This is a genomic window from Chryseobacterium sp. 6424 (assembly GCF_003692615.1).
GTDB lineage: Bacteria > Bacteroidota > Bacteroidia > Flavobacteriales > Weeksellaceae > Kaistella.
This window is the reverse complement of record NZ_CP023540.1, coordinates 1,265,337-1,289,790: the sequence shown is the minus strand read 5'-3', so window position 1 is coordinate 1,289,790 and position 24,454 is coordinate 1,265,337. Positions and strand designations below refer to the sequence as shown.

Genomic DNA, 24,454 nt, shown 5'->3' with positions numbered 1-24,454 from the left:
ATAGAAAATTTAAAGAATCGCCTCGCGGATGCGGGTAAGTTTGTGCAGGAGCCCTTCCAGCTTGTCGAGTTTCAGCATATTGGCTCCATCGGAAAGCGCACATGAAGGATCGGGATGCGTTTCAATAAAAAGTCCGTCTGCACCTACTGCGATACCGGCTTTGGCGATGGTCTCTATCAGTTCCGGGCGGCCGCCTGTTACACCTGAATTTTGGTTGGGTTGCTGTAAAGAGTGCGTAACATCCAGTATAACTGTTGCATATTGCTGCATGGTAGGTATCCCACGGAAATCTACCACCAGATCGGTATAACCAAATGAATTACCCCGTTCGATGATCGCGGTCTTTTCATTTCCGGAATCGGTGATTTTCTCTACCGCGAATTTCATGGCTTCAGGTGAAAGAAACTGACCTTTTTTTAAAGTCACACATTTACCGGTCTTAGCGGCAGCCACCAACAGATCGGTTTGGCGTACCAAAAAGGCTGGGATTTGAAGTACATCTACATAATTTGCGGCCAAGGCTGCATGTTCATTTTCATGAATGTCTGTGGTAGTTGGGATGTTAAAAGTTTCCCCCACTTTTTTAAGGATCTGCAGGGATTTCTCTTCGCCGATGGTGGTGAAAGAATCTACACGGCTGCGGTTGGCTTTTTTAAAACTTCCTTTGAAGATGTATGGGATTTTATACTTATCTGTTATTTCTATCACTTTTTCAGCGATTCTCAATGCCATATCTTCCCCTTCAATGATACATGGGCCGGCAATCAGAAAGAAATTTTCGGAATCTTTGTGACGAATATTTTCTAAATGTTGAATCATTTAATTAAATTTTATTATATCCTACAAAAATAAGGTTTTTCGGCTTAGGCAGTGACGCTGATAATGAAAAAGCGCCGTGAGGAACATCATTCCTGGCAGCGCTTTTTTTTAGCATCAGATCTTACTGTGTGGCTTTAATGATGGCATTGGTAATTTGGTTTTCTTTCTCTTTACTGTAAGTGGAGTCGTAAGGCTGCATTACATCAAATAGATAGGTGTAGAATGGGGTGATCTTCTGTACTTTTTCCGATTCTTTGTATGCTTTTTCTTTGCCCATCACAGTCAATTGCTGGATGAAGGTATTAAATATCTTATCCACCGGCTCTATGGATTTCACCAAATAATTATAACCCTTTTGGTTCTGCCCGATACGGTTGTAGGCATCTGTCACTGCGCCGACAACCAGGGAATATTCCATGGGTTTTGTACGCATCTGTCGGCCCACGAATCTCTGTTCCTCTGCTGACAGGTTGCTGTAATATTCATATTCCTCGAAAATACCTTTCTTCAGGGTTTCTGCCAATTGCAGACCTTTTTGTTCCTGCCCCGCGACAATATAACCATATACAATTGAACTTAATGAACGTGGGTCATTATATTTCGCCACTGGGATCTCTCTGGAAGCAAGATCCAGCATTTCGATGGCTTTACCATTTTGCCCACCGAGCGCCAGGGCTTCCGCAGCGCGGCTTACCGAGCTTCGGTAACTTACTATATTCTGGGTGCAGGTTTCGTCAAAATGTACACTAAGGTCCTTAAAGTTGCCCCACCGGTAATTTTTCACGATATTATATAGCGAATTCGCATCTACGCGACCCATTTCGCCATCTTCGCGTTCTTCAGTTTTAATAGGGACAAGGCGGTAGCTGAACCCATCATACTGTAAATAATCGCCGAGGTAGAAGATGTTTTCAGGAGAGTAAATTCCGCCTGAGCTGAAGTTAATCGGTCGCGACCAGTCGTTGTGTGCCAGCAAATCCATGAGGATCAGGTTGTTTTTGAACATCATGGTATTTTTATAATCAATCGTGATTTGATCCACTGTTTGAGGCAGATCTTTAGCATTGATGGTACCAGATCTCACAGCGTTTGCTTTATTCACAGGTAAAATAAATTTAGATACCGGTAGGAAGTTGAACTTCTCATACTTTTCCTCACCGAAGAGCATCTTTAAGATTTCATCTTTATCATCAGATTTTGTTTTGATGAAGTTGATGGCTTCTTTCATCGTCATGCTGTCTTGGTTAAGATATTTCCTGAAACCGGCAAAAGCACTTGGCGGCGCCCCTTGGTCCTGTAGGTTTGCAAATACATTCTGCCAATCTTCAGTACTCATCAGGAAAATCTGGTCGTTGGTACCGTCCCGGTAATCCTCATGGTTCAATACGGATGGTATAGGCATCGCGTTGTAAGTTCTTCGCTTCACCTGATCTATATTCCACGGGGTGGACAGCAGTGTGAAGTTCACTACCTTAACATCATCCCGAAGGCCAGAGGTTTCTTGCATTCCCCAAATGGGGTACGTATCATTATCACCATACACAAACAGAATATCATTCTTCGGCAGTGACTTTAGTGTAGAATAGGCATAATCATAGGCAGCGGTCCGCCCGCTTCGGTCATGTGGATTATAATTCTGGAAACCCATTAACAAAGGTATGCCAAGAAGCACTACACCGCCCACTACATTGCCCGCATTGGACTTTACTTTCCCCTGAAGCCACCATAAGATTGAGGCTGCCCCAAGGCCTATCCATACAGAAAACGCAAAGAAAGAGCCTACCATCGCATAATCACGCTCACGTACTTCAAAAGGTTTTACACCCGTATAGAAAATAATGCCCACACTGGTTAAGATAAACAGCGAAAGTATGGCATAGAAACGGCCGAAATCACGGTTGAGTTGGAAGAAAAATCCTATAAGCCCTAAGATTAAAGGTAAGAAGAAAAAGGCTACGGTGCTTTCATTCTTAAATTTTGCCGGCATCTTGCTTTGGTCGCCCCAAAGCGCGTTATCAATAAACGGAATCCCGGAAATCCAGTTTCCGCGGTTATTTTCCATATGACCTTCGAGGTCGTTTTGGCGGCCCACAAAGTTCCACATCAGGTAACGCACGAAATAATAACCGTTCTGGAAGGTAAAGAAATAATCAAGATTCTGCGCGAAAGTAGGTTTCTGAACGTTGATTAAGTTATAAGGTTTCACCTGTAGATAATCTTCTGCCTTAATGGTGCCTGCTTCAAATTTTGCACGCAGATCCTCAAAAATCTGCTTTGCTTCAGGGCTGTCAGCTACGTTTTCATTATCATAATTAAATGAAAAATCGGGCGCACCGTACATCGAGATGTAATTCGACATCACTTCGCGGTCCTCACTGAACATCCGCGGCATAAATCCTACATGTGCGTCGCTGTACACGTAATTAAAACGTTCGCCCACCTTTCGGTAGGTACCTGTTTGCTCATCTTTTTCGTAAACATCACCGGTTTTCTTGTTTTTATAGCTTCCGTCTTCGTTTTTCTGAATACCGTTTGCATCCAGATAAGCGGTATAATTTTGCCCGTAAAAGGTAGGCCAATCGCCATATTGTTCACGATTGTAATAATCAAGCATGCCAATCGCGTTATCGGGATTGTTCAGGTTCATGGGTGGGTTGGCGTTTGCACGGATGGGGATCACCATCCAGCAAGAAAAACCAATAATCATATAAATAGCAGACAAAATGATGGTCTGGTAAACACTTTTACCGGCACGACGAGCATATTTCAAACCGAAATAACAAAGTGCGATGAGGATGATAAACGCAATAATGGTCCCGGAATGGAAAGGCAAGCCGATACCGTTTACCGCGAAAATCTCCATCTTACCGAAAAGCGTCATAATCAATGGGAAAATGCCCTTGAAGACAATGCCTAAAATTAATAACGTGATGGCATTTGCCCAAATAAAACTTTTCCAGGAAAACTCGTAATTGCGGGTGTAGTAGATAAAACATACCGCCGGGATGGCCAGCATGCACATCATGTGTACCCCAATGGAAAGCCCGGTTACAAAAAATATGAGGATGATCCACCGCTCATTATCGTCAGCGTGATACTCGTTTTCCCATTTGGTAATCAGCCACAGAAGCAACGCGATAAACATGGTCGCCATTGAATATACTTCGCCTTCTACCGCCGAGAACCAAAATGTATCTGAAAATGTAAAGCAAAGTGCACCGATGGCACCGGCAAAAAGAATAGAGATTTTTTCGTGTCGGGAAATATGCTCGAAATCTTTATTCAGGAGTCTGCGTACAAGGTGAGTAATGATCCAGAATAAAAACAAGATGGTAAAAGCACTGAAAAGCGCAGACATGGCATTGATGACAATGGAATAATTTTCACCGTTCCCAAACGCAAGCATCGCGGCCACAGCGCCAACAAGCTGGAACAGAGCCGCGCCAGGCGCGTGGGTAACCTCTAGTTTGGCAGCCGAGGCAATATACTCGCCGGTGTCCCAAAAACTGAAGCTGTGCTCCATAGTAGTTAAATAAGTGAGGAAAGCGATACCGAAAATTACCCATCCCAATACGGTATTCCACTGTTTAAAAGACCAATTTTTCATAAAAAACATTCAATCCTGCGAAAATAAGATTTTTCCGCTGTTATCTGTATAATTTAACTTAATTTAATCCCTTTCCAGCGATACGAACTGTTGCCTGAATAATTATCCAAAGCCTGCATACATTACAATGTGCCTCATTTAGAAAAAACGCTATAAATTGTGCTGTTATTTATTTTTTAGTATTTTTGCCCACGGTTTTTAGAGAAAAAAAATGACAAAAAATGACTAATGTTTACGAGAACATTCTGGGATTAATTGGCAATACACCGCTGGTTAAACTCCACACTGTAACCCAAGATATCCCTGCAACCGTATATGCCAAGCTGGAGTCTTACAACCCAGGTCACTCTACCAAAGACAGAATTGCCATACATATCATAAACGCCGCTGAGAAGAAGGGCTTGCTATACCCCGGCGCTACCGTAGTAGAAACAACTTCCGGGAACACCGGTTTCTCTATTGCCATGGTCTGCATCATCAAAGGTTACAAATGCATCCTTGCCGTAAGCGACAAAACAAAGAAAGAAAAAATTGCTTACCTGAAAGCACTGGGTGCCACCGTATATATTTGCCCCGCAAACGTACCCGCAGACGATCCGCGATCTTATTATGAAGTCGCCAAAAGAATCGCTTCAGAAACCCCAAATTCCATCTACATCAACCAGTACTTCAACGAACTGAATATTGATGCGCACTACCAAACGACGGGACCCGAAATTTGGGAGCAGACACAAGGTAAAATCACACACCTTGTCGCCTGTACCGGTACAGGCGGTACGCTTTCCGGCTCCGCGAAGTTTCTGAAAGAAAAAAATCCGAACATCAAAATAATCGGGGTAGATGCGGACGGTTCTATCCTCAAAGGTTTTCATGAAACCGGCGAGATCAATAAAACCGACATCCATCCCTACCAAATTGAAGGAATGGGCAAAAACCTGATTCCATCCGCACTGCTTTTCGATAAAGTAGACCAATTCGTTCGTGTAAATGATGAGATGGCCGCGTACCGTACACGCGAGATTGCCCTTAAAGAAGCCATTATGGGCGGATATACAACTGGCGCAGCCGTACAGGGATTGTTGCAGTATGCGGAAGAGAACGCTTTCTCACCAAGCGATGTGGTGGTAACGATTTTCCCCGATCACGGGTCGCGCTATATCACCAAAGTGTACAGTGATGACTGGATGTCAGAGCAGGGCTTCACAAATAATGATGTACATAATTACGACGCAGTTTTCAAAACCGAGGAAATCAAATAAACATATCCTGATAATTACCCATATAAAGACCTTTTGCAACATCCAAAAGGTTTTTTAATGCCAAATTTTGTTAACTTTGCTACTCTTATAATTTTTAAATAATTCTAACAAATAATGACAGATATTTTTGAACGGTTAAGACAAAATCCAGGACCGCTGGGGCAATTTGCCGATTACGCAGAAGGATATTTCGTATTCCCGAAGTTGGAGGGACCTATCGGCCCGAGAATGAAGTTCCAGGGGCGCGAAGTGGTTTTTTGGAGTGCCAATGATTATTTGGGACTTTGCAACCACCCGGAAGTTTTAGAAGCTGATGCGAAAGCTGCTGCCGAATACGGAATGTTTTACCCAATGGGCGCCCGAGCCATGTCTGGCGAAACCGCTCAGCACCAACAGCTTGAAAATGAACTCTCCCAGTTCGTTCAAAAAGAATCTGCTTACTTACTGAATTTCGGGTATCAGGGTATGGTATCAACCATCGATGCATTGGTGACACGCCACGATGTGATTGTGTACGACGCAGATTCTCATGCGTGCATTGTAGATGGTGTACGTCTGCATATGGGCAAAAGCTTTACCTTTAAACATAATGATATTGCCAGCCTTGAAAAAAACCTGGCAAGAGCCACCAAGGTAGCTGAAGAAAACGGTGGCGGCATACTGGTGATTACCGAAGGGGTTTTCGGGATGCGTGGCATGCAGGGGAAACTCAAAGAAATATGCGACCTGAAATCCAAATTCAACTTCCGTTTGCTGGTAGATGACGCGCACGGTTTCGGTACTTTAGGTGAAACCGGTGCCGGTGCTGGCGAAGAACAGGGTTGCCAGGACCAGATTGATGTGTACTTCTCTACTTTTGCCAAATCTATGGCTGGTTTTGGAGCATTCATCGCGGCAGACAAAGACATCATCAGAATTTTAAAATACAATCTGCGCTCGCAGGTTTTCGCAAAATCCCTGACGATGCCAATGGTCATCGGTGGTTTGAAAAGACTCGAACTTTTGCGCTCTCGTCCGGAAATCAAGGCCAAACTTTGGGAAAACGTGCACAAATTACAGAACGGACTTAAGGAAAGAGGTTTCAACCTGGGTAACACCAATACCTGTGTGACGCCTGTAATGATGCAGGGATCTACCGTAGAGGCTACTTTGCTTGTAAAAGACCTCCGAGAGAATTATGGCATCTTTACTTCTGTAGTGATCTATCCGGTAATCCCGAAAGGGATGATTTTGCTAAGACTAATCCCTACCGCATCTCATACGGATGCTGAAATTAATGAAACGCTGGATGCCTTTGATGCGATCCACGATAAACTGACATCCGGCTTTTATAAACAACAGGAACAGAAACTTGTAGAACAAGAAGGTTTATCCTTTAAAGCAACCTAAGAATTTTTCACTTATAGTAAAATATAACCGCCTGAAAAATTCAGGTGGTTTTTTTTATTCCTAAACACCAATAAATAACATAAATATGAAACAGATCATCATCAGTAAACAAGATTCGCTGCGGATACATAAATCTATCCTAGATGCCAAAAAGAACAATACCATCAAGAAAGAAGATGCCGAGCGACTGCTGAACGAACTACACTCAGCTAAAATTGTGGAACCTTCAGAAATCCCCGCAGACGTGGTGACTATGAATTCTGTGGTAAAAATCCATTTCGAAAATAACAAAACCGTTACGGAATTTAAAATCGTTTATCCGCATGAAGCAAATATCAAAGAAAAGAGAATCTCCATCTTTTCACCTGTAGCCGCGGCGCTGATTGGCTATCGTGTAAACGATGAAATTGATTGGATAGTCCCTTCCGGAATGACAAAAATCATCATTGATGAAATCATCTATCAGCCTGAAGCTGCTGGTGATTTCGACCTTTAAAAAATTAATGGGTTTTTATAAGGAATCGCTAATGACCATACTGAATAAAAAATCCGCATTCGAATAAAATGAATGCGGATTTTTCTTGATATGTTGATGTGTTTTGTTGCTTATTTATAGTACAAAATTACACTTTAATCATGTTTGGTTTTTTGCCCAAATTTGCCCATTTCGTGAAAAAAGGACTATCTTTATTAAATTATTAAATCATAAATGGTAAGAAAATTACGTAAGGAATTCGAAGAAATTTATTTCAGCACAGTATCCACTACAAAAGGGCTTGAAGAACTGGCAAAGAACATAGAAATCTCTAAAAACTCACTACGCAGATTTTTAGGTAAACTGAATGATGACACGCAATTACGGTCCTCTACCCTCAGCCTTATTGCCCAAAGACTTGGATATAAAAATTACGGACATTTCTGCGAAACTGTAGGTAGGGAAAAATATTCCTTGGATTTTGATCTGTTGGATATTTATTACGGCAGTGTGAAAGGTCACGGTACCTCTCATAACGAAACGCGTTTTCAGCTTGCCAATTATTATTTCGCGGAGAAAATCATCTCTGATCCACAGAACCTGAAAGAGTTCGTCAAACGCTTCGCACAAAACAATGAAGCACTGGAATATGTGCTTGCCTGGCACCCTTCCTACGAAAATATCGCACATACAAATTATCAGGCGGCACTGCTGCAAATGGCCCATAACTCGCCAAAAGCACATCTGAAAGTATTTGCTTACAGCTTTATAATGTTCGGGAAGTTCATGTCTGAAAACCTTCGCTTAGAGGAAGCGAAAAAATTAATGTCAAAAATAGAAAAAGCCGTAAAACAAATGCGTGAAGAAAGTGAAAACTTTCATGCGTTTCCTGAAGCACGCTATGCTATCGCAAAAATAATCTACACCCACATCACCGGTACGGATGCGCAAAGCAAAAGGCCAAATGCCGAACTACAACGGCAGATCGCACTACGGCATCTGCCAGAGGTTACCCTTACAGATAAAATTATCTTCGGTACTTATGTTACGAACATTCTCAACATTCTGCAGGATTATGAAAACGCCGATTTGTGTTTCGGTGAATTTGCCTCAGAAAAATGCTTGAAACATTTCGCTGAAGACGCACCGCATTTCCGTGCCCATATTTTTCTTTACAAACTTAATTGGGCTGTTACGCAATATCATCTCGGCAATATCGAAAAGGCACTCACGATATTTAAGACCTTACCCAGTGACCTTAATAACATGAGAACATTTTCGTTCAACAGCAAAATTTACTTCGAATTGAAGTATGTTTACTTCGCCCGCATCTTATACCCACGTAGGAAGGACTTGCAACGGCGGTTCGACATCCTTATAGCGCGTACTAAGTTTACTTATATGAAGAAAATCTAATGCTGGGGATTTTACTTACTATTCTGGGCCACATCGCGTATGGTACCACCAATGTGCTATGGAAAAACCCGCGGAACGAAATTGGTACCTTACCGCTCATCATCATCAGGAGTTTCTGCTGTTTTCTTATTTTTTCCGGGCTGTATTTTGGGCTGATATTTTTCGGTGTTTTTAATCACCCAAAGTTTACCTATGTAGATATTCTACAGACGATGGGTATCTGTGCGGTGAATTATTTTGGCTTGTTTTTCTTCCTTAAATCCATGAAGCACGCGCCTGTGGCCAAAACCATTGGCTTTGGCAAAATCGGTTTGGTAATAGGGATGGGGTAGCGTACTTTGTGTACGATGAAGACATCTCGCCATTGAAAATTATGATGTGCATAGTCGTTTTGATAGGTATTTCATTGGTTGACAGCGCCGGCCAGAAACGCTCCACCATCATCTCAAAAGGTTTGATCTACTCTATTTTATGCAAGATTTTTTGGTCTGCCGCTTATTTGTATGTGCCTTTTATCAATAAATTAGGTCCGATACTTTTCTGCGTCATACTTGAGTTTACAGTTTGTGTAATGAGTGTCGCTCTGTATTCAAATTAAACCAAAAAGAATAGAAATCTCCGCCATCAGTTCAAGGACTAAAAAGGAGGTACTTTTGCTCATCCTTCTAGGCACTTTGGGCACACTTTGTTTAAATTTTGCGCTGGCCAATATCAGTATTGTTATGTTCGCGATCATCGGACTTATTGAACCGGTGATCGGGCTTACCATTTCAAAATTATATCACAAAGAATATCTCACCAAAAAACAGCAACTCGGCATCTTATTGGGCATTGCGGCGGCGTTCATCCTGTCAATAACCAAGTAATATCAGGATTATTTTTAAAAATTGAAGCACCCTGTTTATCTGAAAGATTTAAGATAAATTTGCAAAAAATTACTTTTGAGCAATATCCTCCTTATCACTCCCCCGTTTACGCAGCTTAATACGCCGTATCCCGCCACAGCTTATATCAAAGGTTTTCTTAAAACTAAGAATATTGAAAGCTATCAGATGGATTTGGGGATTGAAGTGATACTGGAATTGTTCTCGAAAAAAGGAATCTCCAATGTCTTCTCGCAACCGACCGATCTGCAAAAAGCTTCCGTGAACTCGCAAAGGATTTTTTCGCTCCGGAACGAGTATATCCGAACTATCGATCAGGTCATTCTTTTCCTTCAGAATAAAAATGCGACGTTGGCAAGGCAAATCTGCACGATGAATTTTCTGCCCGAAGCTTCCCGTTTTGCTCAGCTCGACGAGCTTGATTATGCTTTCGGGAATATGGGTTTGCAGGACAAAGCCAAGCATCTCGCCACGCTCTATCTTGAAGACCTTTCAGATTATATCGTTGAGAATATCGACCCGGATTTCGGATTCAGCCGCTATGCCGAACGTATCAGCCAAAGCGCAAATTCGTTCGACGAATTATATCAGAAAATTATCGGTCCAAAGACCTACATTGACCGTTTGACATTAAATATTGTGGATGGTCATCTTAACTGCGAAAATCCAGGATTGGTCTGTTTCTCGGTGCCGTTTCCGGGTAATTTGTACGCTGCATTCCGTTGCGCGAAACACATCAAAGAAAAATATCCGCACATCAAAACCGCTATGGGTGGCGGTTTTCCGAACACTGAACTGCGCGAAGTAAAGGATAAACGTGTTTTTGAGTTCTTCGATTTTATTACTTTGGATGACGGTGAACTTCCGCTTGAACTGCTGATCAAAAATCTTAAAAATGAAGGTCCAAGATCGTATAAACGTACTTTCCTCTTAGAAGATTCCAAAGTGGTGTATTTGAATGATTCCACCCTGCCCGATTATCGCCAGGCGGAAGTTGGCACGCCGGATTACAGCGGTCTTTTGCTCGACAGATATATTTCGGTAATCGAAATTGCAAACCCGATGCACAGCCTTTGGAGTGACGGCAGGTGGAACAAACTCACGATGGCGCACGGCTGCTATTGGGGCAAATGTACATTCTGCGATATTTCGCTTGATTATATTCGAATTTACGAGCCTGTCGCTGCAAAAATTCTGGTCAACAGAATGGAGGAACTGATGGCTTCAACAGGCGAGTCCGGATTTCATTTTGTGGATGAAGCCGCACCGCCGGCGCTGATGCGCGAAGTAGCACTCGAAATCATCCGCAGGAAACTGGTGGTGACGTGGTGGACCAATATCCGGTTTGAAAAGAGTTTTAGTCGGGATTTGTGTTTCCTGCTTAAACTTTCCGGGTGTGTGGCGGTTTCCGGCGGACTTGAAGTGGCCAGTGACCGACTTCTGAAGCTCATCGATAAAGGCGTTTCGGTGGCGCAGGTGGCTCAGGTAACCCGAAATTTTACCGAAGCGGGAATCATGGTTCATGCCTACTTGATGTACGGCTTCCCGACCCAAACAGTTCAAGAAACCGTGGATTCCCTTGAAATGGTAAGGCAACTTTTCGAAATGGGCGTGCTGCAAAGCGGCTTCTGGCACCAGTTCGCGATGACTGCACACTCACCGATCGGGATAAAGCCGGAAGAATTCGGGGTGATGCCGGTGAAACGCGAGATTATGTTTGCCAATAATGACGTCGATTTCATCGACAGTACGGGGATTGATCACAGCAAGTTCAGTTTCGGACTGAAAAAATCTTTGTTCAACTATATGCACGGAATCAATTTTGAAATTCCGCTGCAGGATTGGTTTGATTTTAAGATTCCGCGTACGACTATAGATCAGGATTTTATCCACAATTCGTTAATTGAAGAAGAAACATTTAAATTTAAAGCAAATTCAAAGGTCATATTCCTGCACCCAGAGCCTATCAAAGAAGATTTTATCAAGTCAAGAAAAGGGTTGTCGCGCGAAATGACGGCTTTGACTTTCCATCTGAACACGAATTTGCTTAAAATCGAACTCGATCGTCAGGTGGCCGCGTGGCTTATCGACACGATGAAGCATTATTCGATCGAAAAAGGCACTCAGATCACGCTTCAGCAACTGAAAAATGATTTCGAACTTCATTTCGAGGATTTCGAAATGTTCTGGTTTTCGAAACCTGTTCAGCAGCTTAAGGAAAATGGTGTTGTGCTGAGCCTTTAGATACGGCTGAAAAATTTAATCATTTTAAAATAAGACATAAAAAAATCCCGAAATTAGATTCCGGGATTTCATTTTATCTGAACTGAAATTATTCTGCGAGAATAATCCCTTTGTTATTGCTGAATTCTACCACGCCGCTTTTCACTTCAATTGAATACACACTGTCAGATGTGTTTTCTTTGGTGAAATGCTTCTCGTAGTTCTCGGGTATCGTGTTGGTATAAACCCTTACTTTACCGCCTGTGAGCGATGCTACGATAGCCGCGTGATCTTTCTTGATGTGGAAATCTCCGTTCTTGCCCGGAAGCAGTACAGAACTTACTTCGCCTTCGAAAGCTACAAATTCAGGGGTTAAAATTTTAATATTCATTTCTTAAAATTATAGATTATAGATTTTAAATTTTAAACTAATCTAAAATCTAAAATTTAGCATTTAAAATTTCTTATGCGTTTTCTGCCAACATTTTCTCTCCAGCCTCGATTGCTTCTTCGATGGTTCCTTTAAGGTTGAAAGCAGCTTCCGGAAGGTGATCTAATTCTCCATCGATGATCATGTTGAATCCTTTGATGGTGTCCTTAATATCTACCAATGCACCTTTAAGACCTGTAAACTGTTCTGCAACGTGGAAAGGCTGAGAAAGGAAACGCTGTACTTTTCTTGCACGGTATACAGATAATTTATCTTCTTCGGAAAGTTCTTCCATACCAAGAATAGCGATGATATCCTGTAAAGCTTTGTATTTCTGAAGGATTTCTTTTACTCTCTGTGCACAGTCGTAATGCTCATCACCCAAGATTTCCGGCGTAAGGATTCTTGAAGTTGACGCCAATGGATCAACCGCAGGATAAATACCTAATGAAGCAATCTTTCTGTCCAATACGGTAGTTGCATCAAGGTGAGCAAATGTAGTTGCAGGCGCCGGGTCAGTTAAGTCATCCGCAGGTACGTAGATCGCTTGTACAGAAGTAATGGAACCGTTTTTAGTTGAAGTAATTCTTTCTTGCATCGCACCCATTTCCGATGCCAAAGTTGGTTGGTAACCTACTGCAGACGGCATACGCCCAAGAAGTGCAGATACCTCAGAACCTGCCTGGGTGAAACGGAAGATGTTATCAACGAAGAAAAGTACGTCTCTACCTTGACCTTGTCCGTCACCATCACGGAAGTATTCCGCGATTGTAAGGCCCGAAAGTGCTACACGCGCTCTTGCTCCAGGTGGCTCGTTCATCTGTCCGAAAACGAAAGTACATTTAGAGTCTTTCATTTCTTCCATATCTACTTTAGATAAGTCCCAACCGCCATTTTCCATGGAGTGCATAAACTCATCACCGTATTTAATAATGCCGGATTCCAGCATCTCTCTCAAAAGGTCATTCCCTTCTCTCGTTCTTTCACCTACACCGGCAAAAACAGAAAGACCACCGTGTCCCTTTGCAATATTGTTAATCAATTCCTGGATCAGTACTGTTTTACCAACACCCGCACCACCGAACAAACCAATTTTACCACCTTTTGCATAAGGCTCTACAAGGTCGATTACTTTAATACCTGTAAAAAGAACTTCTGCAGATGTAGAAAGCTGATCGAATTTTGGTGCTTCACGGTGAATAGGCAAACCGGATTCCTTAGAAACATCCTGAATACCGTCAATAGCATCGCCTACTACGTTGAATAGACGTCCATACACACCTTCTCCGGTTGGCATGGTGATCTGGCGGCCCTGGGAAATAACTTCCTGACCTCTCTGAAGACCGTCTGTAGCATCCATCGCGATACATCTTACGGAGTCTTCACCGATATGTTGTTCTACCTCAAGAATTACTTTGTTACCGTCTGTTTTCAAGATTTCCAGTGCGTCGTAGATCTTTGGAAGCGCTGTTGCATCCGAGAAAACCACGTCGATTACCGGACCGATAATTTGAGAAATTTTTCCTTTAATTTGGTTTGCCATTGCTGATTTTTTTCGTGTGTGCAAATATAATGAAACTTCCCAAATTGGCAATTGATTTTAATTGAAGATTTTTATCATATTTGCAGCATCAAAAACTGCTACTTTTGAAAACCATCAACAATCTTCACGATTATTCTTCCGACACGCCGTTAGCCCTTTCTATAGGCATGTTTGATGGGGTTCACCGTGGGCATCAAACCATCATCGGAAATCTTAATGAAATTGCTCATGATAAAGGTCTGGAGTCAGCTATACTCACCTTTTGGCCACATCCGAGGACGGTTTTCAACCCATGTGATGATTTAAAATTGCTGAATACGATTGAGGAAAAAACCTATCTTCTCAATAAAAACGGTGTACAGCATCTTTTTCTGAAAGAATTTGATGAAGTGTTCCGCAATCTTTCCGGTGAAGAATTTATCCGACAGGTCTTGGTAGATAAACTGAACGTCAAGCATTTGATTATCGGTCACGACCATACTTTCGGCAAAAACCGCAGCGGCGATTTTAATCTTTTACAAAAAATGTCTTCTGAGTATGGTTTTGAAGTTGAGCAGGTACAGGCGGTAGATTATCATACCCAACCCATCAGCTCCACGCAGATCCGGAATGCGTTGGTAGAAGGTAACGTGAAGGCTGCAAACGAAATGCTGGGTTACGTTTACTCGGTTTCGGGTGAAGTGATTGGCGGTAAAAAGATTGGGCGGACCATCGGTTATCCCACTGCGAACATCGCCGTGAATCCGATGAAACTTTTACCAAAAAAAGGTGCCTATGTTGTTGAAGTCTTCATTGATGGCTTACAATATAAAGGAATGCTGAGCATTGGGACCAACCCCACCGTCGGCGGCAGTTCGCTTTCAGTAGAAGTTTACATCCTCAATTTCAACGATGATATTTACGGAAAACAAATCTCTGTAAATTTCCGCGATTTTCTGCATGATGAAATCAAGTTCGAGTCTTTGGAGAAACTGATTGAAAGACTTGATGAGGACAAAAGGCTTACAGAAAACTTTAAATTCTAAGATTTCAATATTTCTTCTTTCACTTTTTTCGTGAGCAAGCTAAATACGAGTCCGTAAGAATGATCGATAAGTTTTGTGAGTAACTCTTGTTTCAAACCTTCGCATCGTACAGAGTTCCAATACGTTTTGTTCAAATGGTAGGCGCCAGTAATCTGCGGATATTGCCCGCGAAGTTCTGCACTCCATTCGGGATCGGTTTTTACGGAAATACTTACCGGCTGCTTATCCAGGGACATCAGCAAAAACATTTTCCCGCCCACTTTCATCACCAGGGTTTCCTTATCAAACGGGAAAGATTCATCAACTCCTTTTTTCGCAAGGCAATAGTCTATAATCTGGTTGGCATCCATTTCGATGGGTGAATTTATCTTCAAATATAATCAATTTAAAGAATAACAAGACGATTGTTCTCATAAAATACATGTACATGAAAGCATTAATTATAGGTGCCACAGGCGCAACAGGAAAAGATTTGGTTCAGCAACTTCTTGCTGATCCCGATTATTCGGAAGTAGCTGTTTTTGTTAGAAAACCTCTGGATTTCAGTCACCCAAAACTGTCTGCACACGTTATCAATTTTGATAAACCCGATGAGTGGAAGCAGCTTGTAAACGGTGATGTAGCGTTTTCATGCCTTGGAACCACACTAAAAGCTGCAGGAAGTAACGATGCCCAATGGAAGGTTGATTTTGACTATCAGTATTACTTTGCCAAAGCAGCCAGCGATAATAAGGTGGAAGATTACATCCTCGTGTCGGCTTACGGCGCCAATGCAAAATCGAAATTATTTTACTCGCGGATGAAAGGTGAACTTGAGGAAAGAGTGAAAACCCTGCATTTCGGTAAAATAACCATCTTTCAGCCCGGTATGCTCGACAGGAAAGACAGCGACCGCACCGGTGAAGTCCTGGGTGGAAAAATCATTAAATTTGCTAATAAACTCGGAATTTTAGAATCGCAGAAACCGTTACCAACCGCCACACTGGCAAAAGCGATGATCAACGCCGCGAAAATCAAGAGCAATGGCTACTCTAATATAAAATTGGGCGCGATATTCAGTTTTGCGGAAAAATAAAAGTCCTGAAGATTCAGGACTTTCAACTATATTCTCATAATATCGGCTTCTTTGGCCTTCAGATGGTCATCACAAAGCTTTACATATTTATCAGTAAGCGCTTGGATGTCGGCTTCCGCTCCTTTAATCAAATCTTCGGAAACACCATCAAGCTTTTTGAGTTCTTTCATGCCGTCTTGGCGGGCATTTCTTACGGTAACTTTGCTAGCTTCACTTTCGGCTTTGGCAGTTTTGGCCAAATCGCGTCTTCGCTCTTCGGTAAGTGGCGGTACATTGAGGATGATGTTTTCACCGTTATTCATCGGTGCAAAACCAAGATTAGAATTGATGATGGCTTTTTCAATAGCCCCAATCGCTGTACGGTCCCAAGGTTGGATAGAGATCGTCATCGCATCCGGCACCATCACGTTCGCCACCTGGTTTAGCGGTGTAGGCGCGCCATAATATTCTACCACTACGTCCTGTACCATCGTGGTGGACGCGCGCCCGGCGCGGATTTTCTGAAAAGCATGATCAAGGTGTTTTATGGCCGCATCCATTTCCTGCTTCACCATATCCACAATTAATTCTAATTGTTCCATAATATTGTTGTTTCGGTTGATACAGCCAGCTTCACCTGATTTTTAAACCGCGAACTGGCCTTTAATTATTTTTATATCGTTACAAGTGTTCCTACATTCTCACCTTTCACAATCTTCACCAGATTTCCCTCTTTATTCATATCAAAGACGATGATTGGGAGTTTGTTTTCATGGCTGAGAGTAAAAGCCGTCATATCCATCACTTTCAGGTCTTTTGCGTACACTTCGTCAAAAGTTAGGGAATTGAACTTCACCGCCGCTTCGTTCTTTTCAGGATCAGAGTCGTAGATACCATCCACCCGGGTGCCTTTCAGGATCACATCAGCATCAATTTCAATCGCGCGTAGTGTAGCTGCGGTATCGGTCGTGAAGTACGGATTACCGGTGCCTGCGCCAAAGATGACCACTCTGCCTTTTTCCAGATGGCGGGTCGCTTTTCTTTTGATGAAAGGTTCAGCCACTTTGTCCATTTCTATCGCAGACTGCAATCTGGTATGGATACCTGCATCTTCAAGCGCGCCCTGCAAGGCCATACCGTTGATTACGGTAGCGAGCATCCCCATGTAATCACCCTGAACCCTGTCCATACCGGAGGCAGCACCAGCCAATCCCCGAAAGATATTGCCACCACCGATGACGATGGCTACCTGGCAGCCCAGGTCTACCACTTTTTTGATTTCGGCAGCATATTCCTTCAGCCTGTCGTTATCAATCCCGTACTGTCGGTTACCCATCAGTGCTTCGCCGCTGAGTTTAAGTAGAATTCTTTGGTATTTCATGGTTTGTATTAATCGCATTTTTTGCTTTGCAAATATAAGTAAACGCAGATAATTCCGTTAATAGATTTATATTTACAGCGAAAATTTCCGGAAAATTCTTAAAAAAATTACATTTGCACCCATAATTACCCCATTGAAAAAGATTGCCACACTTTCGGTGCTTCTATATACTGTTTGCGTTTGCGCTCAGGAAGGGACTAAGATTTACCCATTCTTGAACTTGCCCGTTTCTGCCCGCCAGGCAGCCATGGGAGGTGATGCGGTATCTGTGCGGGATTATGATGTGGGTTTCGCGGCTGTTAATCCCGGTTTGATGAATATTGAGCAGGATGAAATGATTTCCTTGAATTATTCCTCCTATCTGGCAGACTCGAAATACGGAACATTAAGTTATGTACGCGATCTCAATGAAGCACACTTGATTGGACTGAACATCCGTTACATGGATTATGGGAACATGCCACGAACCGATGAAAGCGCTGAGATCAACGGCAATTTCGGGGCGATGGATGCTGCCATAGGCCTTTCCTATGCTTATCAGTTCGATGAGGATTGGACGGTGGCCGGAAGTGCCAGTTTTGTCACTTCAAAAATTGATACCTACACGTCAATGGCAGTCATTGGTTCGGCAGGAATTACTTATCATAATGAATTGAGTAATGAAACATTGGCGTTGGTTTTCAGGAATTTTGGTTATCTGTTTAAGACTTACAATGGTCTTCGTGAAGATGTGGCGTTTCGGGTAGATTTGGGTTATACGAAGATACTTGATGAGTTTCCATTGGCGTTTACCATCACGGCGCACGATCTTCAGCAGTTCAATATTTCCCAGGATTATAACAACAACGGTCAGGAAATCAGCTGGCAGAGGAAACTTCTGGACCATCTTTCGGTAGGTGCAGAATTATTCCCCCAACAGGCTTTCAATATCCGTTTCGGATATAATGTAAAACGCGGTAATGAACTCGCCGTGCTCGATCAGCGGAGTTTTACTGGGCTTTCGGCCGGTTTTGGGATAAAGATTTCCGCCTTTAGGTTTGATTATGCGCATGTGCGGTACCACAACGCTGCTAATATGAATATGTTTGGCCTTACGCTCGACCTAATTCAGGTAGGTGGCAACCGCCGTTGATAATTTAGAAATTCCGCCGCTGCAGATTTCGGCATCTGAAAAAAAATGATGAAATTTGCCTTATGAGAAAACCTGTAATCGCCGTAGACGGTTATTCATCCACCGGAAAAAGCTCCATTTCAAAGATCATTGCACAAAAACTAGGTCTCGTCCATATGGATACTGGTGCGCTTTACAGAGGGATTACCTATTTTGCACTTACCTCTTGCCGTTTGCCCGATGGCAACATCAACTTACCGGCTTTATTCGAACAGCTACCGCAACTTAAACTTGGTTTCAGGAAGATCAATGAGGAGCTGATTTTATTTCTGGATGGTAAAGACATCACGAATGAAATCCGAACCAAAGAAGTATCTGAAAATGTAAGTTTAATTGCCAGTCAGCCCCAAGTACGCGATTTTTTGCTGCAAACACAGCGTGCAATCGCCAATGATGGCGGCGTTATCCTTGATGGGCGCGATATTGGCACCGTAGTATTGCCAGACGCCGATTACAAATTTTTCCTTACCGCAAGCATTGAAGAACGTACCAAAAGAAGATTCCTAGAATTAAAAAACCTGGGAATTGAAATGCCGGAAGAGGAAGTCCGCGAAAACCTGATTTCCCGTGACAAAACCGACAGCGAACGTGAAGTTGCACCGCTGAAACAAGCCGAAGACGCCATTTTAATCGATAACTCTCAACTTACGAAAAAGGAAACCATCGAGCTGCTGTTATCGTATATCAAAGAGATTTAACAAATTTTAAGAACACTTTAATCTAATTGGTATATAAATTGTAACTTCCTACATATCTTATTCAAACATTAATATTAACTATTAAAAACATCACAATGTCTAAAAAAGGAAATAACTCAGCAGGAGTTTTAGCAGGTTTACTTGCAGGTGCCGCAGCAGGATTGGTATTAGGAATGCTATATGCACCGGAGGAAGGCGCTGAAACCAGAAGGAAAGTAAAAGCTAAAGCCAACGATCTGAAAGACCAGGCGCTGGACCAATATGGGAAAATGAGCGAAAAGGCTAAAGAGCAGTTTCAGGATGTTTCCGTGAAGGTAAAAGACCAATATGGCAATATTTCCACACAGGTGCGCGAAACCGCTGACAAAGTGGTGAGCTCTGTAAAAGAAGGATACGATAAATATAAAGACCAAGCCATCGCTACGACTACAGAAGTTGTAAAGGATGTTGAAAACGAGTTGGACGGAATGAAATCTTAATTACCAGGTTCTTAAGATTTTAAATTAAAAGGAACTTTAATTTTTTTGAAGTTCCTTTTTTGTAAACCAAAACAAAATACTATGCTGAACCTTGTAAAAGATTATGCCGGGAAAAGGCTGGACCTGCTGAAAATGGAGGCTACAGAAAAATCTTCTGTCGTGGCAGGTACCACTACCTACCTTGTGCTTATAGCAGTGGCCGCCCTCTTCTTCATCATTCTACTGAACATCGGCCTGGGATTTCTTATTGGCACTTGGGTAGATAATTATGGCCTTGGATTCCTGATCCTTGCGGGCTTCTATCTACTGTTGATGCTGGTTATATTCCTTGCACGCAAAGCCATTAAAGATAAAGTGGCCAATAAAATCATCAAATCTATTAGCGGTTAACATTATGGAAGCAAAATATAACAATCTTGAAGAATTGCGCCGTAAAAAGGCACTTTTAAAAAAGGAAGTTTCCGATATGGAAGACTTGCTGACTTTTGATAACACCAAACAAAGCCTAAGTGCTTTCACCAATGGTTTTACAGATAAATTCCTTACCGAAGAACCGAAACCTGGCGGCGGAACGCGCCTCGCCTTCGATTCAAGTGGTATTGTGAAAGAATTCGCAAATAATTTCCGCGAATCTGTATTGACCAGAAAGAATGTGCACAGCATCACCAGCAGCCCGGAAGCAGTAAGCATCGCAGAAAATGCACTTAAACTTGGTGCTGTGAATTTGGTAGGGAAATATGCCAGAGAGAACCTTAACAATACCAGTTGGAAGAAAAAAGCCATTGGCCTCGCGCTGATTTATGTGGCACCCGTTGTATTGAAAATGGTTCGCGAACGGCTGGAAAATTACCAAAGGAACAAAACCACCTCGAGTATGCAGCATCTGATATAAAATTTAACCGCTTCTCAGCGGTTTTTTTTATGCCTTTGCGGAAAATATTTCACCCAATACGATTCCGGTAGCCATGCTCACATTCAGACTTTCGGTGGCCTGCGAACGTCCAAAACGTGGGATCGTAATCTTCTGTGTCAAAAGCGATTCAATTTCCGGCCGTATGCCATTGCCTTCGTTGCCTAAGACCAAGCTGAAACGTTCCGGGAAATTATAGGTATAAATATTTTCTCCTTCCATATCGGTGCCGAGAACGGGGTTGTTGGTATTACCTAAATAATCGGCTATATCTTCATACACTACTTTTACCCGTAAAAATGAGCCCATGCTTGCCTGAATGACTTTCGGGTTGTACACATCTGCAGTATCAATGCTGCACCTGATCTGTTCGATGCCGAACCAGTCGGCCAAACGGATGATGGTCCCCAGATTTCCGGGATCCTGTATGCCATCTAAAATTATTTCTATCGGTACTTCAGTTGGCGCTGCCTCCTCCGGAAGTTTACATACAGCCACCGAATCTTTCGGGTGTTGCAGGAAACTGATTTTCTTAAGTTCAGTGGCAGAAACCTGGGTAGTATCTTTAAAAATATGATTTATTTCCTGTGGATTTACGGAATAAAGTTCCATAATTTGGTAAGGAGAGTGTGGGATTTCTTTAATGGTTTTATTCCCTTCAACCAAAAACAAATTGTATTTTTGTCTGAACTTCTTCCTGTCAAGAGACTGTAATATTTTTATTTTATGAGCCGTAAGCATTTATCAAAATATTTTCAAAAGTATTATATATTTTCCTCATCTGCAATGGCTGTTTTTGCGCTTTACGCGTGCAGTACGACCAGAAAGGTGCCAGAGGGGGAATATTTGCTTACCAAAAATAACTTCAGGTATGAAGATGGTAAACTTTTCGACAGCGAAGTGGGCAGCTATGTAAGCCAGAAGCCCAATAAGAAGCAACTTTTCGTGCTTCCGATAGGACTTTGGATGTATAATGCCACGAACCCAAAATACGACTCGATACTTAATGAATACATGACTTATCCTTCAGAGATGAGGGACCAGAAGTTACGCGATTCGCTTTTCATTAAATATAACCATCCGGAGTATGTGGGCAAAAGTCTTTTTTATGAAAGATTTATGCACAACATCGGTCAACCACCGGTAATCCTGGATCAGGGAAAGACGGAGACCAGCGCCAATTCGATACGCAAATTCTACGTATATCGTGGTTACTGGGATGCTGATGTGAAATACACGCATGATTTGGATTCTGCTGCGAAAAAAGCCCAGGCCAATTATCTCATCACCCACCGCGACCCTACGGTTATCAGCGATTATTATTACAATATCCCGGATAAGAACATCAGGCAGATTTATGAAGAGGACCTATCAAAAAGTTTGATAAAAAGTCGGCAAACACTAGACCAAAGCACTCTGGAGCAAGAAGTGAAGCGCATCGGTGATCTGATGAAAGAGCGTGGGTATTATAAATTCAACAACAACAATGAGCAGATTTACTTCACCGCAGACACGTTACAAAGCCGGAAGCAGGTACCGCTGACAATGGATATCCACCGCGATTCAGCAGATACGCCCTATCGCCTTACCACTATTGGCGATATAAAAGTGCATTATCTCGAGAAACTCTCGGATTCGGTAGATACGGTAAAGGATTCTCTGCTCGGCATCAATTTCTATAAACTTGATGACCAGTATAAAACCATGTCGCTGTGGCGACCAATTATTTTAAGAAAAGGCGAAGTGTACCAACAGCGCAATCTGGACCTTACCAAAAGGAACATCGCCTCGATGAACAACTTCAGCGTGTTGCGGTACGATGAGATCTTGCGCAAAGGCAACGACAGCATTCTGGATGTAAGTTATTACCTGGCCCCACTGCCGAAATACGACCTGCGGATCGCCACAGACCTGAACTACTCTCAGATACTGAACTTTGGGGTATCACCATCGGTGGATTTGACGAGCAGAAACATTTTTGGCGGCGCTGAAAACCTTACCACCAGTATTTCAGGTATTTTCGGATCGGTGGTGGATACTAAAAACACGGATAAAAGAGCGATCGCATACGAAATTTCCGCCCAGGGAAACCTTAGTTTCCCGCGGTTGATGTTACCATTCAAGTCGTGGAAGCTGATTCCGAAAAGATACTCTCCTACCAGTTCTGTCATCCTCGGGACTTCAGTGCAGAACAACATCGGTTTAGGGAGAATCGGCTTCAATACCAGCCTTAATTATTTCGCGAATGTGAACGACATCATTTCTCACCGGCTGTCACTTTTTAATATCCAGCTCAGTTTAACGCGGAATAAGGACCGTTACTATGATTTCTTCCCGGCTGATGCAGTGGTACGCAACATCGTTTTCCAGCATTATTCGCCGGGTCTTTTCAATGATTTTGAAAACGGAGCCATCAGTTCTGATGAGTTTTCTTCAATCATTCTCAACGACAGTAATTACCAGAACTCACTTACTGGCGAACCGCTCTCGCAATACAACACGTTCCGGCAATCGCTCCTGAACAAAGACCGGCAAACACAGGACGTGCTGATTTCTTCTCTTATTTATAATTTAATTTATAATGAAATCGGTAAGAAAGACCGCCCGAACCCTTTTTACCTGAATGCCAAAGTTGAACTGGCCGGCAACGTTTTCAGCGCGTTCAAAAACAGGACAAATGATGATGCGCTGGTATCTGAAGCTTCAAATACGATATTTGACATTCCTTATTCACAGTTTGTAAAATTCGATGTGGATGTGCGGAAGTATTTTACTTTCTTTAATGATAGGCATACGTTGGCCTTACGACAGTTTATCGGCATTGGTATCCCATACGGAAATTCTTCCACGATGCCTTTTGTGAGGTCTTATTTTAATGGTGGCTCAAATGACATCCGTGCGTGGCGGGTGTTCGGTGGTTTGGGTCCGGCGGATTCGCAGCTTGATGAAAAAATTAGGTCTTACGCAATGGATAATGTGAAACTGACCACAAATATTGAATACCGCATGCCGCTTACCGAAATGTTCGAGGGTGCCGCATTTGTTGATGCAGGTAATATCTGGAGTCTGAAAGACAGTGGCTTCGGGGATGAGTTTAAGTTCCGTAAATTTATTTCGCAAATGGGTGTGGGCACCGGTGTCGGACTTCGTATCAATGTCGCGTATATCACACTTCGGTTGGATGCCGCTTATAAAGTCTATGACCCGAACCGACCTTTGGGTGAGCGTTTTGTACTCGGTGAGACCTGGAAGCCTGTGCTGAATTTCGCCTTTGGATATCCATTTTAATCTATAGCCGCAGCTTTCTGTGGCTTTTTTGTTTACATACGCTTGAAAAGGCACGAACTTAGTTACAGGTTGGGCGGCTAACAAATGGCTATTCAAATATTAAAAGTTAAACAAAAAGAACAATGAACAACGAATTACCACAGTTTAAAGTAACACTCGGCATTATGCCAAATTATGCAGATACCAAAGATGGGATGCTCATCGACGGCGTATCCGAAAACCGCCCGGCAGCGCTTGCCGGCATCAGGGCTGGTGATGTGCTGACGCGCATTGGCAGCTGCGAAGTGACTGAGATCTATTCGTACATGAACTGCCTGTCAAAGGTGAATCCGGGTGATGAACTGCCGATTACAGTCCTGCGGGATGGGGAAGAACTCACTGTTAACGTAAAATTCTGATACAG

24 protein-coding genes are annotated in these 24,454 nt (G+C 42.7%); 16 read left to right on the top strand and 8 right to left on the bottom strand.

Annotated elements, in window-relative coordinates; translation table 11 throughout:
• Positions 1-9 precede the first annotated feature (9 nt).
• Together kdsA and CO230_RS06045 are read right to left on the bottom strand one after the other, a co-directional pair.
• On the bottom strand, positions 10-819 hold the full coding sequence (gene kdsA / locus CO230_RS06050) for a 3-deoxy-8-phosphooctulonate synthase (RefSeq protein ID WP_122027775.1): 810 nt from the start codon (positions 817-819) through the stop codon (positions 10-12).
• A 121-nt stretch (positions 820-940) separates the two neighbouring features.
• Positions 941-4,426 (bottom strand): DUF2723 domain-containing protein, encoded by a 3,486-nt coding sequence (locus CO230_RS06045; RefSeq protein ID WP_122027774.1) that lies wholly within the window; start codon positions 4,424-4,426, stop codon positions 941-943.
• 221 nt (positions 4,427-4,647) lie between these two features.
• Here CO230_RS06045 and CO230_RS06040 point away from each other — a divergent pair, with 221 nt between their 5' ends.
• The 7 genes from CO230_RS06040 to CO230_RS06010 all read left to right on the top strand — a co-directional run bounded on the left by CO230_RS06040 (position 4,648) and on the right by CO230_RS06010 (position 12,093).
• Complete coding sequence (locus CO230_RS06040) at positions 4,648-5,685, top strand: PLP-dependent cysteine synthase family protein (RefSeq protein ID WP_122027773.1); 1,038 nt, start codon at positions 4,648-4,650, stop codon at positions 5,683-5,685.
• 114 nt (positions 5,686-5,799) lie between these two features.
• On the top strand, positions 5,800-7,074 hold the full coding sequence (locus tag CO230_RS06035; protein WP_122027772.1) for an aminotransferase class I/II-fold pyridoxal phosphate-dependent enzyme: 1,275 nt from the start codon (positions 5,800-5,802) through the stop codon (positions 7,072-7,074).
• An 85-nt stretch (positions 7,075-7,159) separates the two neighbouring features.
• Entirely contained in the window at positions 7,160-7,570 is a 411-nt protein-coding gene (gene rnk / locus CO230_RS06030) for a nucleoside diphosphate kinase regulator (protein ID WP_122027771.1), read from the top strand.
• Positions 7,571-7,783: 213 nt separating this feature from the next.
• Complete coding sequence (locus CO230_RS06025; RefSeq protein ID WP_122027770.1) at positions 7,784-8,965, top strand: hypothetical protein; 1,182 nt, start codon at positions 7,784-7,786, stop codon at positions 8,963-8,965.
• Entirely contained in the window at positions 8,965-9,297 is a 333-nt protein-coding gene (locus tag CO230_RS06020) for a hypothetical protein (RefSeq protein WP_122027769.1), read from the top strand. Before CO230_RS06025 ends, CO230_RS06020 begins: the two co-directional genes overlap by 1 nt.
• Before the next feature lie 243 nt (positions 9,298-9,540).
• Entirely contained in the window at positions 9,541-9,831 is a 291-nt protein-coding gene (locus CO230_RS06015) for an EamA family transporter (RefSeq protein WP_122027768.1), read from the top strand.
• Positions 9,832-9,906: 75 nt separating this feature from the next.
• Positions 9,907-12,093 (top strand): B12-binding domain-containing radical SAM protein, encoded by a 2,187-nt coding sequence (locus tag CO230_RS06010; protein WP_122027767.1) that lies wholly within the window; start codon positions 9,907-9,909, stop codon positions 12,091-12,093.
• Between the two features lie 88 nt (positions 12,094-12,181).
• Here CO230_RS06010 and CO230_RS06005 read toward each other — a convergent pair whose 3' ends face one another.
• Together CO230_RS06005 and atpD are read right to left on the bottom strand one after the other, a co-directional pair.
• Complete coding sequence (locus CO230_RS06005; RefSeq protein WP_122027766.1) at positions 12,182-12,463, bottom strand: FoF1 ATP synthase subunit delta/epsilon; 282 nt, start codon at positions 12,461-12,463, stop codon at positions 12,182-12,184.
• Between the two features lie 73 nt (positions 12,464-12,536).
• Positions 12,537-14,045: a F0F1 ATP synthase subunit beta gene (atpD, locus tag CO230_RS06000; protein ID WP_122027765.1), complete on the bottom strand. Its 1,509-nt coding sequence runs from the start codon at positions 14,043-14,045 to the stop codon at positions 12,537-12,539.
• Positions 14,046-14,149: 104 nt separating this feature from the next.
• On the opposite strand from atpD, the gene CO230_RS05995 reads away from it, so the two are divergent.
• The gene (locus CO230_RS05995) at positions 14,150-15,070 is read left to right on the top strand and encodes a bifunctional riboflavin kinase/FAD synthetase (RefSeq protein ID WP_122027764.1); all 921 of its coding nucleotides are present in this window, start codon (positions 14,150-14,152) and stop codon (positions 15,068-15,070) included.
• Here the strand turns inward: CO230_RS05995 and CO230_RS05990 are convergent.
• Positions 15,067-15,420, bottom strand: a complete 354-nt coding sequence (locus tag CO230_RS05990; protein WP_122027763.1) for an MmcQ/YjbR family DNA-binding protein — start codon at positions 15,418-15,420, stop codon at positions 15,067-15,069. The two genes, CO230_RS05995 and CO230_RS05990, sit on opposite strands and share 4 nt — an antisense overlap.
• Before the next feature lie 77 nt (positions 15,421-15,497).
• On the opposite strand from CO230_RS05990, the gene CO230_RS05985 reads away from it, so the two are divergent.
• Complete coding sequence (locus CO230_RS05985; RefSeq protein WP_122028909.1) at positions 15,498-16,145, top strand: NAD(P)H-binding protein; 648 nt, start codon at positions 15,498-15,500, stop codon at positions 16,143-16,145.
• A gap of 26 nt (positions 16,146-16,171) precedes the next feature.
• Here the strand turns inward: CO230_RS05985 and frr are convergent, their stop codons facing one another.
• Both frr and pyrH read right to left on the bottom strand, forming a co-directional pair.
• Entirely contained in the window at positions 16,172-16,726 is a 555-nt protein-coding gene (gene frr, locus CO230_RS05980; RefSeq protein WP_122027762.1) for a ribosome recycling factor, read from the bottom strand.
• Between the two features lie 71 nt (positions 16,727-16,797).
• Complete coding sequence (pyrH, locus tag CO230_RS05975) at positions 16,798-17,505, bottom strand: UMP kinase (protein WP_122027761.1); 708 nt, start codon at positions 17,503-17,505, stop codon at positions 16,798-16,800.
• A gap of 133 nt (positions 17,506-17,638) precedes the next feature.
• On the opposite strand from pyrH, the gene porQ reads away from it, so the two are divergent.
• The 5 genes from porQ to CO230_RS05950 all read left to right on the top strand — a co-directional run bounded on the left by porQ (position 17,639) and on the right by CO230_RS05950 (position 20,745).
• Complete coding sequence (gene porQ, locus CO230_RS05970) at positions 17,639-18,637, top strand: type IX secretion system protein PorQ (RefSeq protein ID WP_122027760.1); 999 nt, start codon at positions 17,639-17,641, stop codon at positions 18,635-18,637.
• Between the two features lie 62 nt (positions 18,638-18,699).
• Positions 18,700-19,374, top strand: a complete 675-nt coding sequence (gene cmk, locus CO230_RS05965) for a (d)CMP kinase (RefSeq protein WP_122027759.1) — start codon at positions 18,700-18,702, stop codon at positions 19,372-19,374.
• 95 nt (positions 19,375-19,469) lie between these two features.
• A complete protein-coding gene (locus tag CO230_RS05960; RefSeq protein ID WP_122027758.1) occupies positions 19,470-19,853 on the top strand; it encodes a YtxH domain-containing protein in 384 nt (127 codons plus the stop codon).
• 81 nt (positions 19,854-19,934) lie between these two features.
• Positions 19,935-20,243 carry a phage holin family protein gene (locus tag CO230_RS05955; protein ID WP_122027757.1) on the top strand — a complete coding sequence of 103 codons (309 nt, stop codon included), beginning with the start codon at positions 19,935-19,937 and terminating at the stop codon, positions 20,241-20,243.
• A gap of 4 nt (positions 20,244-20,247) precedes the next feature.
• A complete protein-coding gene (locus CO230_RS05950) occupies positions 20,248-20,745 on the top strand; it encodes a phosphoribosyl-ATP pyrophosphatase (RefSeq protein ID WP_122027756.1) in 498 nt (165 codons plus the stop codon).
• Positions 20,746-20,772: 27 nt separating this feature from the next.
• Here CO230_RS05950 and CO230_RS05945 read toward each other — a convergent pair whose 3' ends face one another.
• Positions 20,773-21,504, bottom strand: coding sequence for an RNA methyltransferase (locus CO230_RS05945; protein ID WP_122027755.1), 732 nt, complete (start codon positions 21,502-21,504; stop codon positions 20,773-20,775).
• Between CO230_RS05945 and CO230_RS05940 the strand changes: the two genes are divergently transcribed.
• Positions 21,490-24,051 (top strand): BamA/TamA family outer membrane protein, encoded by a 2,562-nt coding sequence (locus CO230_RS05940; protein WP_122027754.1) that lies wholly within the window; start codon positions 21,490-21,492, stop codon positions 24,049-24,051. The genes CO230_RS05945 and CO230_RS05940 overlap by 15 nt on opposite strands.
• A gap of 122 nt (positions 24,052-24,173) precedes the next feature.
• Complete coding sequence (locus CO230_RS05935) at positions 24,174-24,449, top strand: PDZ domain-containing protein (protein ID WP_122027753.1); 276 nt, start codon at positions 24,174-24,176, stop codon at positions 24,447-24,449.
• Positions 24,450-24,454: the final 5 nt, after the last annotated feature.